The organism is Streptomyces yangpuensis, assembly GCF_001005295.1.
GTDB classification, from domain to species: domain Bacteria; phylum Actinomycetota; class Actinomycetes; order Streptomycetales; family Streptomycetaceae; genus Streptomyces; species Streptomyces yangpuensis.
Genome location: NZ_LBMK01000006.1, coordinates 91,472 through 104,856 on the forward strand (window position 1 = coordinate 91,472; position 13,385 = coordinate 104,856).

Annotated in this window: 12 protein-coding genes; 6 read left to right on the forward strand and 6 right to left on the reverse strand. The window is 68.5% G+C overall.

Annotated features, from left to right (window positions below; genetic code table 11):
- Window positions 1–17 precede the first annotated feature (17 nt).
- On the forward strand, window positions 18–881 hold the full coding sequence (locus AAT21_RS26870; RefSeq protein WP_046779522.1) for a hypothetical protein: 864 nt from the start codon (window positions 18–20) through the stop codon (window positions 879–881).
- Window positions 882–904: 23 nt separating this feature from the next.
- Here the strand turns inward: AAT21_RS26870 and AAT21_RS26875 are convergent, their stop codons facing one another.
- The 5 genes from AAT21_RS26875 to AAT21_RS26895 all read right to left on the reverse strand — a co-directional run bounded on the left by AAT21_RS26875 (window position 905) and on the right by AAT21_RS26895 (window position 8,593).
- Window positions 905–1,831, reverse strand: coding sequence for a carbohydrate ABC transporter permease (locus tag AAT21_RS26875; protein ID WP_046779523.1), 927 nt, complete (start codon window positions 1,829–1,831; stop codon window positions 905–907).
- 13 nt (window positions 1,832–1,844) lie between these two features.
- Window positions 1,845–2,789, reverse strand: a complete 945-nt coding sequence (locus AAT21_RS26880; RefSeq protein WP_046779524.1) for a carbohydrate ABC transporter permease — start codon at window positions 2,787–2,789, stop codon at window positions 1,845–1,847.
- A gap of 42 nt (window positions 2,790–2,831) precedes the next feature.
- Window positions 2,832–4,256: an N-acetylglucosamine/diacetylchitobiose ABC transporter substrate-binding protein gene (ngcE, locus tag AAT21_RS26885; protein WP_046779525.1), complete on the reverse strand. Its 1,425-nt coding sequence runs from the start codon at window positions 4,254–4,256 to the stop codon at window positions 2,832–2,834.
- 325 nt (window positions 4,257–4,581) lie between these two features.
- Entirely contained in the window at window positions 4,582–7,299 is a 2,718-nt protein-coding gene (acnA, locus tag AAT21_RS26890) for an aconitate hydratase AcnA (RefSeq protein ID WP_046779697.1), read from the reverse strand.
- A gap of 430 nt (window positions 7,300–7,729) precedes the next feature.
- Complete coding sequence (locus AAT21_RS26895) at window positions 7,730–8,593, reverse strand: haloalkane dehalogenase (RefSeq protein WP_046779526.1); 864 nt, start codon at window positions 8,591–8,593, stop codon at window positions 7,730–7,732.
- A 97-nt stretch (window positions 8,594–8,690) separates the two neighbouring features.
- Between AAT21_RS26895 and AAT21_RS26900 the strand changes: the two genes are divergently transcribed.
- The 3 genes from AAT21_RS26900 to AAT21_RS36145 all read left to right on the forward strand — a co-directional run bounded on the left by AAT21_RS26900 (window position 8,691) and on the right by AAT21_RS36145 (window position 10,990).
- A complete protein-coding gene (locus tag AAT21_RS26900) occupies window positions 8,691–9,179 on the forward strand; it encodes a MarR family winged helix-turn-helix transcriptional regulator (RefSeq protein WP_046779527.1) in 489 nt (162 codons plus the stop codon).
- A 112-nt stretch (window positions 9,180–9,291) separates the two neighbouring features.
- A complete protein-coding gene (locus AAT21_RS26905) occupies window positions 9,292–10,821 on the forward strand; it encodes a helix-turn-helix domain-containing protein (RefSeq protein ID WP_046779528.1) in 1,530 nt (509 codons plus the stop codon).
- Window positions 10,822–10,834: 13 nt separating this feature from the next.
- Entirely contained in the window at window positions 10,835–10,990 is a 156-nt protein-coding gene (locus tag AAT21_RS36145) for a DUF397 domain-containing protein (protein ID WP_079025984.1), read from the forward strand.
- Between the two features lie 146 nt (window positions 10,991–11,136).
- Here the strand turns inward: AAT21_RS36145 and AAT21_RS26910 are convergent, their stop codons facing one another.
- Entirely contained in the window at window positions 11,137–11,424 is a 288-nt protein-coding gene (locus AAT21_RS26910) for a hypothetical protein (RefSeq protein ID WP_046779529.1), read from the reverse strand.
- A gap of 256 nt (window positions 11,425–11,680) precedes the next feature.
- On the opposite strand from AAT21_RS26910, the gene AAT21_RS26915 reads away from it, so the two are divergent.
- On the forward strand, window positions 11,681–12,670 hold the full coding sequence (locus AAT21_RS26915; RefSeq protein ID WP_046779530.1) for a hypothetical protein: 990 nt from the start codon (window positions 11,681–11,683) through the stop codon (window positions 12,668–12,670).
- Window positions 12,663–13,088, forward strand: coding sequence for a hypothetical protein (locus AAT21_RS26920; RefSeq protein WP_046779531.1), 426 nt, complete (start codon window positions 12,663–12,665; stop codon window positions 13,086–13,088). The genes AAT21_RS26915 and AAT21_RS26920 overlap by 8 nt, the downstream gene beginning before the upstream one ends.
- Window positions 13,089–13,385: the final 297 nt, after the last annotated feature.

Here is a 13,385-nt window from a genome sequence, read left to right on the forward strand (position 1 = left end):
ATCAAGGGGGGTTGAGCATGCGTCAGAAACGGTCGTACGGCCGCGCGCTGGTGGTCTCGACGCTGGTGGGATGCCTGGAGGTCGCGCTGACGGCGGTGGTGGTCCTCGTGTACGTGCGGACGCAGCCGCCGCCGGAGATGCCCTCCGACTGGGCCGGCATCGGGGGGAGCCTGATCGCCCTCACGCCACTCGTCGGCTTCGTCTCGTTCCTGCTGACGCTGGTCTTCGTGCTGCCGGCGGTCGCGCTGGTCGACCTCCTCTCCCGGGGGCTCGGCGGGCGTACGGCCTGGTGGGCGGCGCCGGCGGCGGTGGCGGCCCTGCTGGCGGCGCCCGTCCTGATCTTCGCGACGTACAACGACGCCCGGCCGGTGGAAACGCTGGTCTTCTGGGCCTCGGCCACGGCCTCCCTCTCCCTGGGCGTGGTGGTCGCCCTCCCCCGGGGCGAGGGCCTCCTGCGGCGGGTTGCGCTGTGGGGCACGGCGGTGGTGGCGGGGACTGGCGTGGTCGGCGCGCTCGGGCTCGCCGTCGGCCTGCTGCCCGCGTACGAGCCGCCGCGGATCGGGCCCGAGACCATGACCGGCAGCTGGTCCGACCACACGGGCAACACCCTTGTCTTCACCCCGGACGGCCGGGTCACCGCCTCCGGCATCGGCGTGCACCGGCCCGGCGACCACCCGGACGACCCCTCACGGCGGTGCTCGGGCTCCGGCACCTGGTCGTACGAGCCGGGGCGGGACGTGTGGTCGCAGGAGGTCCGCGTGGAGATCCCCGAGTGCCACTGGCAGGCCTGGGGCGTCGACGGCACCGCCGGGGAGCCCCGGATCCGGCAGGAGATCGGCGGCCCCGGCTCCGGGCGTCTGTACAAGCTGCGGAAGACCTGAGGCTGCGTCTGCCCCTGGGGCCGCTACTTCAGCGTCGCCGAGGTCAGGCCCGCCTGGATCTGGCGCTGGAAGGACAGGTAGACCACCAGCATCGGGATCATCGCGATGGTCACGCCCGCGAAGAGCACGGGCAGGTCGGTCTCGTAGCCCTGCTGCTGCTGGAGCTGGATCAGACCCTGGGTGAGCAGGTAGCGCTCGGGGTCCGATCCCGTCTGGGGCTGCATCAGCACGGAGGGCAGGATGTACTGGTTCCACTGGCCCAGGACGTTGAAGATCCCGACGCTGATCAGGCCGGGCTTGGCCATCGGCACCATCACCTGGAAGAAGATCCGGGTGTCGGAGGCGCCGTCGATCACCGCCGCCTCGTGCACCGCCGTCGGCAGCGTGCGGAAGAACGAGTGCATGAAGAAGACGGTGAACGGCATCGAGTACGCCACGTACACGAGGATCAGGCCCTGGTACGTGTTCAGCATGTCGAACCGCTTGACCATGAAGAACAGCGGGACGAGCGCGAGGAACACGGGGAACATCGCCCCGCTGACGAAGAAGTAGTAGATGAAACGGTTGCCCGGGAAGGGGTAGCGGGCCAGGACGTACGCCGCCATCGAGCCGAACAGCATCGTCAGCGGGACGGAGAACACCATCACGATGAGGGTGTTGGCGAAGTAGTCGCCGATGCCCTTGTCCCACGCCCGCCCGAACGCGTCGAAGTTCCAGTTGGCGGGCCAGCTGAGGGCCGAGCCGCCGATCTGCGCGTCGGTCTTGAAGGAGCCGAGCGCCAGCCAGATCAGCGGCAGCACGATCATCACGGCCCAGACGACGAGGAAGCCGTGGGAGAAGACGTTGAGGACCATGCCCTCGGAGCGTCCGCCGCTGCGCTGCCCGCCGGGTCCGGTTCCGCCGGAGCGCTCCGCCGCGGATTCGCCCGGAGCCTTGATCACTGTGGTCATGACGGTCTCCCGCTCAGAACTCGATGCGCTCGCGGCGGGTGGCGCGCAGCGTGATGACGGAAAGGATCATGGTGAGGACGAGCATGACCACGCCCATGGCGCAGGCGTAGCCGCTCTTGCCGAAGTAGAGGAAGTTCCGCATCAGGACGGTGGCCATGACCTCGCTGTGGTGGTCGGGGCCGCCGCCGAACTGGCCGGAGGTCATCGTCGACACCAGGACGAACATGTCCATCGCGGCGATGCCCAGATAGACCGCGGACGTCTGTACGGAGTCCCAGAGCAGGGGCAGGGTGACCCGGAAGAAGGTCTGCGCGCGTCCCGCCCCGTCGAGGAGGGCCGCCTCGTAGATGTCCTTGGGGATGGACTGCATGGCCGCGGAGAAGAGGACGAGGTAGAAGCCCACGCCGTGCCAGACCACGACGAGGAGCAGGCACCACAGGACGAGCCTCGGCTCGTTCAGCCATTCGATCGGATGCAGCCGGTCGACGATGCCGAGGCGGATGAGGACGCCGTTGAGCAGGCCGCCCTCGTCGGTGCGGTACACGGCGCCGAAGAGGACCGCGAGGATGGCGAGGGAGAGGACCTGCGGGAAGAAGTAGACGACCTTGTAGAGGCGTGAGCCCGCCACGCCCTGTACGCCGCCGGCCCCGCCCCGCCCGCCCGCGTTCACCATGAAGGCGAAGAAGAGGGCGAGCAGGATGGTGACCACCGGGACGAACACCAGGAGCAGCAGGTTGTTCCAGAGGGCTCCGCGGAAGACCTCGTCCTTCAGCAGGGCGGAGTAGTTGTCCATGCCGACGAAGTCGAACGTGGGCGACTGCCCCGACCAGTTGGTGAAGGAGTAGCCGAACGTCTGTACGTACGGCCAGATGACGAAGGTCAGGTACAGCGCGAGGGGTGCGAGGAGGAAGCCGACGATGAAGCCGGCCCGTCCCCGGCCCTGGACTACTTGGCTCATGGTGTCCGTCCCTGGTGTGCCGGTGACCGGTGGGGCGTGCTGTCAGCTGCGACGGTTGTTCTTGGCGTTGGGATCCTGCGCCGCCTTGTTCACCGCCGCCTGGGCCCGCTTGATCCACTCCTTCGGCTGAATCCGCTTGGCCATCAGCTCGTTGGACGCGTCCTGGATCGCCGTGTCCATCTCGCTGTACCAGTCGGGATAAAGGTAGTTGAAGGTGTTCGATCCCGCCGCCTTGAGGGCGGCCACCGCCGACTGGGTGCCGGGACGCAGTTTCACGCCCGGGTCCACGCCGTCCTTGACCACGGTGAGTGAGTTGGCCTGCTGGGCGAAGATGGTCGACCATTCGCGGGACAGCATCGAACGGATGAACTCCAGACCGCCGGGCTTGTTGGCGGCCTTCTCCGGGACGATGAAGGGCTCGCCCGCGCCGGCCCGGATGGCCTCGAAGGGCAGCTTGCTGTCGGCGAGCACCGGGACCGGCAGGAACTGCATGTCGAAGTCGTCCGGCGTCTGCTTGAGCTGCTCGTTCTCCAGCCAGGAGCCGGACGGGATGAAGGCGGCCTTGTACTGGTTCCAGGAGGTCTGGGACTCGGTGTGGGTCAGGCCGTTCGTGCCGGGCAGGAGCAGGTCCTTCTCGACCACCTCGTAGACCGCCTCGACGGCGGCGAGGGCGGCCGCGCTGCCCTCGAAGGCGTTCGGCTCCAGGTTGTCGATGGCATTCATGGCCTCCAGACCGCCCTTCTTGGCGATCAGGTCCATGATGACGACGTTGATGTAGTACGGGTACTTACCCTGGTGGGCGAGGCCGCCGAGGCCGGCCTCCTTGGCCTTGGCGCAGACCGCGAGGAACTCGTCCCAGGTCTTGGGCGGCGTCCAGCCTTTCTCCTTGAAGAGCTTCCCGGAGTACCAGAAGCCGTAAACGGTGTAGACGTAGTTCAGCGAGACGAACTTGCCGCCCTGCGTGCCCTGTTCGATGGTGCCCGCGATGAGCGTGTCGCGGACCTTCTTGGCCGGGTCGTCGAGGGAGGGTGCGTCCAGCACGGGGGTGAGGTCGGCGAGCTGGTTGCTCTTGAAGAGCACGTCCAGCTTGATCTTCTGGGCACCGGAGTTGTCGACGACGTCCGGCGGGTTGCCGCCGTTGAAGCGGGTCTGGAGCTTGCCGGTGATCTCCTGGGTGCCCAGGTGGGAGCTGGTGGTGCCCCACTTCTTGTCGAAGGCGGCCTCCCAGGCCTTCGCGTAGTCGTCGCCGAAGCCTCCCTTGAAGACGACAACATCCATCTTGCCCCCCTTCGAGACGCCGAAGGGGTTCTCCTTGGAGACGGCCGCCTTGTCGGGGCCCTTCGTCGTGTCCCCACCGCCGGAGGCGCAGGCGGACAGGAAGCTCATCGTCGGCACGCTGATCAGTCCGAGCGCTGCGGAACGCTTGATCAGATCACGGCGGCCGAGGCCCTCACCAGTGGATCCCATGCTCATGTCCTCGCCTTCGTCAGAAGTGTGAAGGAGGCCGGAAATCGCGGCAGTTACCGTGCATGCGGGCATCACCGCAGGTCCCCCGGCAGCCCCCGGCCCGGGGCCGCTCGTCACACAGTGGCGGCCCGGACGGGCACAGGTATAGTCCACTTCCGCTCGACTGAGCAAGATCGTGCACAAGGATCGTTCCCGGCTTTTCCGAGTTGAGACCTGTCCGTCATCCGGGACCGCCGCCGCGCAAAGCGACAAGGGCCGCACCCCCTCGTCGGGGGTACGGCCCTATGGTGCCGACAGACGGCGGATCGCTCCGCCTGGCGCGCCCTTAGCCGCGGATGAGGTTCCGCAGGACGTACTGCATGATGCCGCCGTTGCGGTAGTAGTCGGCCTCACCCGGCGTGTCGATGCGGACGACCGCGTCGAACTCCACACCGGTGTCGGTGGTGACCTTGACGGTGCGCGGGGTGGTGCCGTTGTTCAGCTCCTCCACACCGGTGAAGGAGAAGGTCTCCTCGCCGGTGAGGCCCAGCGAGGCCGCGGTGGCGCCCTCGGGGAACTGCAGGGGCAGGACGCCCATGCCGATCAGGTTGGAGCGGTGGATGCGCTCGTAGGACTCGGCGATGACGGCCTTGACGCCGAGCAGCGCGGTGCCCTTGGCCGCCCAGTCGCGGGACGAGCCGGAGCCGTACTCCTTGCCGGCCAGGATGACCAGCGGGATGCCGGCGGCCTGGTAGTTCTGCGAGGCGTCGTAGATGAAGGAGACCGGGCCGCCCTCGACGGTGAAGTCGCGGGTGAAGCCGCCCTCGGTGCCCGGCGCGATCTGGTTGCGCAGGCGGATGTTGGCGAAGGTACCGCGGATCATGACCTCGTGGTTGCCGCGGCGGGAACCGTACGAGTTGAAGTCGCGGCGCTCGACGCCGTGCTCGGTGAGGTACTTGCCGGCCGGGGTGTCGGCCTTGATCGCACCGGCCGGGGAGATGTGGTCGGTGGTGACCGAGTCGCCCAGCTTCGCCAGCACGCGGGCGCCGGCGATGTCGGAGACCGGGGTGGTCTCCATCGTCATGCCTTCGAAGTAAGGGGGCTTGCGGACGTAGGTGGACTGCGGGTCCCACTCGAAGGTGTTGCCGGTCGGGATCGACAGCGCCTGCCACTGGGCGTCGCCCGCGAAGACGTCGCTGTAGGACTTGCTGAACATGTCCTCGCCGATGGCGTTCGCCACGACGTCGTTCACCTCGGCCTCGGAGGGCCAGATGTCCTTCAGGAAGACCGGGTTGCCCTCGGTGTCGATGCCGATGGCCTCGGTGGTGATGTCCACCTTCATGGAGCCCGCGATGGCGTACGCGACGACCAGCGGCGGGGAGGCCAGGTAGTTCATCTTGACGTCGGGGTTGATCCGGCCCTCGAAGTTGCGGTTGCCGGAGAGCACCGAGGTGACCGCGAGGTCGTGCTCGTTGATCGCCTTCGAGATCTCCTCGTCCAGCGGACCGGAGTTGCCGATGCAGGTGGTGCAGCCGTACCCGACGAGGTTGAAGCCCATCTTGTCGAGGTACGGGGTCAGGCCGGCCTTGTCGAAGTAGTCGGTGACGACCTTCGAGCCCGGGGCCAGGGTGGTCTTGACCCACGGCTTGCGGGTCAGGCCCTTCTCGACCGCCTTCTTGGCCACGAGCGCCGCGGCGACCATGACGTAGGGGTTCGAGGTGTTGGTGCAGGAGGTGATCGCGGCGACGGTGACGGCGCCGTGGTCGATCTCGAAGGAGGAGCCGTCGGCCAGGGTGACCAGGGTGGGCTTCGAGGGGCTGCCGTTCGGGTGGTTCGCCGGGGCGTCGGAGGCCGGGAAGGACTCCTTGCCCGCCTCGTCCACGTCGTCGACGTAGTTGCGCACGTCCTGGGCGAACTGCTGGGCGGCGTTCGCGAGGACGATGCGGTCCTGCGGGCGCTTCGGGCCGGCGATGGAGGGGACGACCGTGGAGAGGTCGAGCTCCAGCTTCTCGGAGAAGTCCGGCTCGGCGGCCGGGTCCAGCCACAGGCCCTGCTCCTTGGCGTACGCCTCGACGAGCGCGACCTGCTGCTCGGAGCGGCCGGTGAGCTTGAGGTACTTCAGGGTCTCGCCGTCGATCGGGAAGATCGCGGCGGTGGAGCCGAACTCCGGCGACATGTTGCCGATGGTGGCGCGGTTCGCGAGGGAGGTGGCGGCGACGCCCTCACCGTAGAACTCGACGAACTTGCCGACGACACCGTGCTTGCGCAGCATCTCGGTGATGGTCAGCACCAGGTCGGTGGCGGTGGTGCCGGTGGGCAGCTCGCCGGTCAGCTTGAAGCCGACGACGCGCGGGATCAGCATGGAGACCGGCTGGCCGAGCATCGCGGCCTCGGCCTCGATGCCGCCGACGCCCCAGCCCAGCACGCCGAGGCCGTTGACCATGGTGGTGTGCGAGTCGGTGCCGACGAGGGTGTCGGGGTAGGCCTGGCCACCCCGGACCATGACCGTGCGGGCCAGGTGCTCGATGTTGACCTGGTGGACGATGCCGGTGCCCGGGGGGACGACCTTGAAGTCGTCGAAGGCGGTCTGGCCCCAGCGCAGGAACTGGTAGCGCTCCTTGTTGCGGCCGTACTCCAGCTCGACGTTCTGCGCGAAGGCGTCCTTCGTGCCGAACTTGTCGGCGATGACCGAGTGGTCGATGACCATCTCGGCGGGCGAGAGCGGGTTGATCTTCGCCGGGTCGCCGCCGAGGGCCTTCACGGCCTCACGCATCGTGGCGAGGTCCACGACGCAGGGGACGCCGGTGAAGTCCTGCATGATCACGCGGGCCGGCGTGAACTGGATCTCCTGGCTGGGCTGGGCCTGGGAGTCCCAGCCGCCGAGCGCCCGGATGTGGTCGGCGGTGATGTTCGCGCCGTCCTCGGTGCGGAGCAGGTTCTCCAGCAGCACCTTCAGGCTGTAGGGCAGGCGGGCGGAGCCCTCGACCTTGTCCAGCCGGAAGATCTCGTACGACTCGTCGCCCACCTGCAGCGTGCTGCGGGCGTCGAAGCTGTTCGCCGACACGACAGTCTCCTTCATGCATGAATTCGCGCGTTTACCGCATCCTGCCGCCACGCCCCTTGGCCAATCCGCTAAGGTAAGGCTAAGTTAGGTAGCCCTTACCAGCGGGGGCGGCTGCGGTACGCCTTCGGCAGATATCTCGATGTCGAGATAACTCTAGTACATGTCCGGCCGCGACGACGAGGCACGCACCCGCGCCCGGAGGGGCGGCGGGCCGGGAGGATGCTTTCGTATGCCCTCAAGCGCCGGCGGGAGCCGGCGGGCAGCAGGTCGCCGGTGCGGTGCGGCGCGCGGCAGCCCGCCCCGCCTTGAACGCGTTCAGGTCTTCTGTCGGGCTGGGCCGGCGCGGCGTAGGCGGGGGGCGGGGGCGACGTAGGCGGCGGGCGGCGTAGGTGGCGGGGCGGCTCGGAGCCCGGGGCTGCGTCGGCGCGGCTCAGCCGGCGAGCCCGTGGCGGGCGGCCCAGGCGTTGACGGCGGCGGCGATCTCCTCGGGCCGGTCCTCCGGGCAGAGGTGCGCCGCGGCCCCGCAGTACTCGCTCTCCAGCGCCGAGATGTTCCGCTCGCACCAGGCGGCCGCCTCCGCGCCGACCATCAGGGCGGGCGAGCCGTCGAAGGTGAGCAGGAGCTTGGGCACCTCGGGGCTGCCGGCCAGCCAGGCGTCGTACCGCTCGACGACGGCGACGACGTCGGCCGGCTCTCCGCCGATCGGCAGCGAGCGGGCCCACTTCAGCATGGGCAGCCGGCTCTCGCGGGTGGGGTACGGGGCGCCGTAGACCGCGCGGTCCGCCTCGGCCATCGGGGTGAGCACGGTCTGCAGGATGCTGTCCTCGATGAAGATGTTCCGGTCGAGGACCATTTCCTCCCCGACTCCGGGGGTGCGTATCGCCTCGAACCGGGCACGCGCGGCGGGCGGGTACTCGCCCCACCCCATCGGGCGCACGATCGTCTCCATGAAGGCGATCCCGCGCACCCGCCCGGGGTGGCGGGCGGCCCGGTCGAAGGCGAGCGCGCCGCCCCAGTCCTGACCGACCAGCACCGCCTCGTCGAGCCCGAGTGCGTCGAACCACGCGTCCAGGTAGCGGGCGTGGTCGGCGAAGGCGTACTCCCCGCCCGGCTTGCCGGACCGGCCCATGCCGATGAGGTCGGGGGCCAGGACCCGGACCGGACCCTCGATCCGGGGCAGCACGTGCCGCCAGAGATGGGAGGAGGTGGGATTGCCGTGCAGGAAGACGAAGGGCGTGCCCTCGCCCCGGTCCTCGTAGTACATCGTCGAGTCGAGTACGTCGATCGTGGCCATGGGAGACCCTCTCCATAATCGTTCGCGTGACTAACGTTAGTGCCACAAACGAAACTATATCGTTAGTGACACCAACGCAAGCGCGTAGCATCACCCCATGACCACGGGAGAGAACGGGGGCGCGGCCGTCCCCGCGCGACTGCGCGAACTGCCCAGCCGGCTGCTGGGACAGGCGTCCACCCACGCACAGCGCCTGGTGACCGAGGCCCTGGGCCGGGCAGATGCCCATAAATGGCACTATGCGGCTCTGGTCGCCCTGGAGGAGTCCGGCCCGGCGAGCCAGGCCGCACTGAGCGACCGCACCGGCATCCACCGCAGCGACCTGGTCGCCGTCATCAACGAACTCGCCGCGCGCGAACTGGTCGAGCGCGCCCCCGATCCCGGGGACCGCCGGCGCAACGTCATCACCCTCACCCCGCTCGGCCGGCGGCGGCTGCGCCGGCTGGAGCAGCTCCTCGACGCGGCCCAGGGCGAACTCCTGACCCCCCTGTCGGCGGCGGAGCGCGAGCAGCTCACCCGCCTCCTGGGGCGGATCGTCGAGCATCACGCACACGGCGGCCCCGCCATGGGATCTGACGGTCAGTAACCCTCGGGGCGGTACCGACCCACCCGACCCACCCAGCCCGACACGCCGGGCGACACACCCGTCCGCCACACCCGACGCAGGAGTCATCTCATATGTGAGATACGGTGCCCCCATGGCAGACGACTACCTCGTACGCATCGGCAAGCTCATCCGTGACGCCCGGCAACACCGGGGCTGGACACAGAGTCAGCTCGCCGAAGCCCTCGGCACCAGCCAGAGCGCAGTGAACCGGATCGAGCGCGGCAACCAGAACATCAGCCTTGAGATGATCGCCCGAATCGGTGAAGCTCTCGACAGCGAGATCGTCTCCCTCGGCTATGCCGGCCCGATGCACCTGCGCGTAGTCGGCGGCCGACGCCTCTCCGGCGCCATCGACGTCAAGACGAGCAAGAACGCGTGCGTCGCCCTGCTCTGCGCCTCGCTGCTCAACAAGGGCCGTACCGTGCTGCGCCGGGTGGCCCGCATCGAGGAGGTCTACCGCCTCCTGGAGGTCCTGAACTCCATCGGCGTCCGCAGCCGCTGGATCAACGACGGCGTGGACCTGGAGCTGGTCCCGCCGGCCCGCCTCGACATGGAGGCCATGGACGCGGACGCGGCCCGCCGGACCCGGAGCATCATCATGTTCCTGGGCCCCCTGCTGCACCGGATGGAGACCTTCCGTCTGCCGTACGCCGGCGGCTGCGACCTCGGCACCCGCACCATCGAGCCGCACATGATCGCCCTGCGCCGCTTCGGCCTGGACATCACCGCGACCGAGGGCATCTACCACGCGAAGGTCGCGACCGGGGTCTCCCCCGACCGCCCGATCGTGCTGACCGAGCGCGGGGACACCGTCACCGAGAACGCGCTGCTGGCGGCCGCCCGGCACGACGGCGTGACCGTCATCCGCAACGCCTCCTCCAACTACATGGTCCAGGACCTGTGTTTCTTCCTGGAGGCGCTGGGCGTCAAGGTCGAGGGCGTCGGCACCACCACGCTCACCGTCCACGGCGTACCGAACATCGACGTGGACGTCGACTACTCCCCCTCCGAGGACCCGGTCGAGGCGATGAGCCTGCTCGCCGCCGCGGTCGTCACGGAGTCGGAGCTGACGATCCGCCGGGTCCCGATCGAGTTCATGGAGATCGAGCTCGCGGTCCTGGAGGAGATGGGCCTCGACCACGACCGCTCGGCGGAGTACACGGCGGACAACGGCCGCACCCGGCTCGTCGACCTCACGGTCCGCCCCTCGAAACTCGAGGCGCCGATCGACAAGATCCACCCGATGCCCTTCCCGGGGCTGAACATCGACAACGTCCCCTTCTTCGCGGCCATCGCCGCCGTCGCCCAGGGCCAGACCCTGATCCACGACTGGGTGTACGACAACCGCGCCATCTACCTGACGGACCTGAACCGCCTGGGCGGCCGCCTCCAGCTGCTGGACCCCCACCGCGTCCTGGTCGAGGGGCCCACCCGCTGGCGCGCGGCGGAGATGATGTGCCCGCCGGCCCTCCGCCCGGCGGTGGTCGTCCTCCTGGCGATGATGGCGGCCGAGGGCACCTCGGTGCTGCGCAACGTCTACGTCATCAACCGCGGCTACGAGGAACTGGCCGAGCGCCTCAACTCGGTGGGCGCCCAGATCGAGATCTTCCGCGACATCTGATCGGCGGGGTGTCGTGCCCTTTGGCGGCACGGGGCACGACACCTCAACATGCCAGCACCAGATCGCGATCCGCGACAGCAAGGACCCGCAGGGAGCGGCGCTGCTCATCGCGCCGAGCTCGTTCGCGGCGATCGTCGAGGGCGTGCGCAGTGGACAGCTCGGCTCGTGAGACGGCGCATACCAGTTATGCAGGACCAGGTCTGAGCAGCTCATGACGCACATGGCTCTCCTCCCGTCCGGAGAGCCATGTGCGTCGTTCCCTCGTACTCCGTACTCGGTGGCCGACACCGACCCCCGGTGTCGGGCACCGGGACGTCAGACCGCGTCGCGAGCCACGACTTCGAAACCGAGGTCGCCCAACAGCTTGGCGGCGTGGTTCTTGCCGCCGGAGAACTCGTCACTCCCCAACGGCTCGAGGCCGGGGAGGTGGCCGTGCGCCGCCCCCACGATGGCCTTGGAGTCGTACTCCTTGCCATCGATCAAGAGCACGTAGCTGCGAGCGGGGCCGAACCGGTACTTCTCCAGGAACGCATCCCGGCCCCGCCGGTCGTACTCCTCGACGGCCTGCAGAACCGCGGATCGGGTGATGTCATTCAGCGCCATGTCGCGAAATCTAGGCGAAGCCTCCGACAGCCGCCAGACACCGCCGCCCGGCGCCCTCAGACGGGGACGTCGCGGGTCGTGCTTCCGGTGAGCACGGCGAGCTCGGCCTCGTCGTGCAGGGCGCCCGCAGGTGCGCCGGGCCTGGTCGGCCACGAGGCCTCCAGGCGGGGCATCCTTTCCGTTCTCCCGCAGGCCCGGCCCGATGACACTACGATTCGAGGGTTGCGAGCACCGTGATCCGATGGGGAGAAATTCGATGGTCCTTCCTCTGGTTCCGCTTGTCCTGATGGGCGTCGGGGTCGTCAGCGGTGCGAGCGGTGCGGCCCTTGGACTCAAGGGTGGCTACGACATCAAGCAGGCCAACAGCCGTATCCGGAAGGCCGGAGAGCGCTACGATGAGGAACGTCACAAGCTCGAGGCGCACGAGCTGGTCACGAACGAGAAGCTGAAGGCACTCGGCACCCGCCAGGAGCACGCCTTCCACGTGGTCGTCGAGCGCATGGCCGACTTCCTGCGGCGCCACGAGAAGCAGGTGTCGGAGAGCGAGAAGCTCTTGGTGGACGGACTCGACTCGACGACCGGACAGGTCAAGCTCGATCGGAGTCTTGGGCAGGACGCCGTCTCCTGGATGCGCGGGATCGTACGGGCCGCGGTGACGGGGGTCGGGATCAACACCGGGGTCACCGCCGCGGTCACCACGCTCGCCACCGCGAGTACCGGTACCGCCATCTCGAGCCTGTCCGGAGTGGCCATGACGAACGCGACTCTGGCCGCACTCGGTGGTGGCAGCCTTGCGTCGGGCGGCGGCGGAATGGCGGTCGGAGCCGCTGCCCTCAACTTCGTCACGGTAGGGCCCGCGATCCTCGTGAGCGGCCTCGTGGTCGCCGGGCAGGGCGAGAAGGCAAAGACCAAAGCTCGCGAGAACGAGGCCCAGGTCAACGTCGCCATCGCCGAGATGCAGGCGACGAAGGTGAAGTTCGACGCGATCACCGTGCGGGCCGAGGAACTGGAGATGGTGCTCGACCAGCTTGTCGTGCGAGCGACATCCGCCCTCGACCTGCTCGAGTCCGAGCCGTTCGACCCCGCGAACCACGCGGGTCCGTTCCGGCAGGCGCTGACGCTGACCATGGCCGTTCGCGACGTTGCGTCGACCCAAGTCGTCGACGAATCCGGAGAACTGAACCAGGAGACGGCTGGCTTCAAGATGAGGTACCGAACCCTGATCAAGGAGGCCGTGGATGTCTGACACGGTGCACACCGGCAAGGTCCTGCGATCGAAGTCCTCACCGATTCCCACTGCTGATGCGTTCGCCGCCCTCAACGAGATCGTGGCGGCCGCCCGCGAGTACGGAAGGATTCGGCAGCAGGAGCGGACGAAGCGCGCTGCCATCGCCGCGGCGGAGCATGTCCAGGTCGATCGCATCCACGCGGCCGAGAAGAGCCTGAAGCTCTACTTCAAGCGGGTCTTCGCGGAGCGCGCGCACACCAGTGAAGAGATGTTCATCCGCCTTGACCAGGCGATGGACTCAGGGGACCCACAGATGGTTCACGCCGTTGTCCGAGGCATCGTCGATCTCGCCCAGTCTTCGCCGCTCGCCGGCCTTGACGATTTTGGCAAGTTCTGGGCCGAACTCGGTACGGACGACAGCCCGGTCGAACTCTGACGCCTTGGGAGAGACATTTCGCTGCGGCGGGTTGCCTGAGAGGGCTCCGAGTAGGAGTTCCACCGTGATGACGAGTACCAGTCCGTCCGCAGTCGACCCGGCGCCCGTGCCGAAGCGCCGCACGTTCAGCCCCGAGTACAAGCTGCAGATCGTCGCGGAGTAAGAGGGCGAGAAGGGTGCGATCCTGCGCCGTGAGCGATGCCGCTGCCCGACCAGGCATGGCCCCCGCACCGCGGCCCCCGCACCGACTACGGTGTGGGGGCTCTCCCGTCCCCGCAGCCGCGGAGCCCGGGCAGA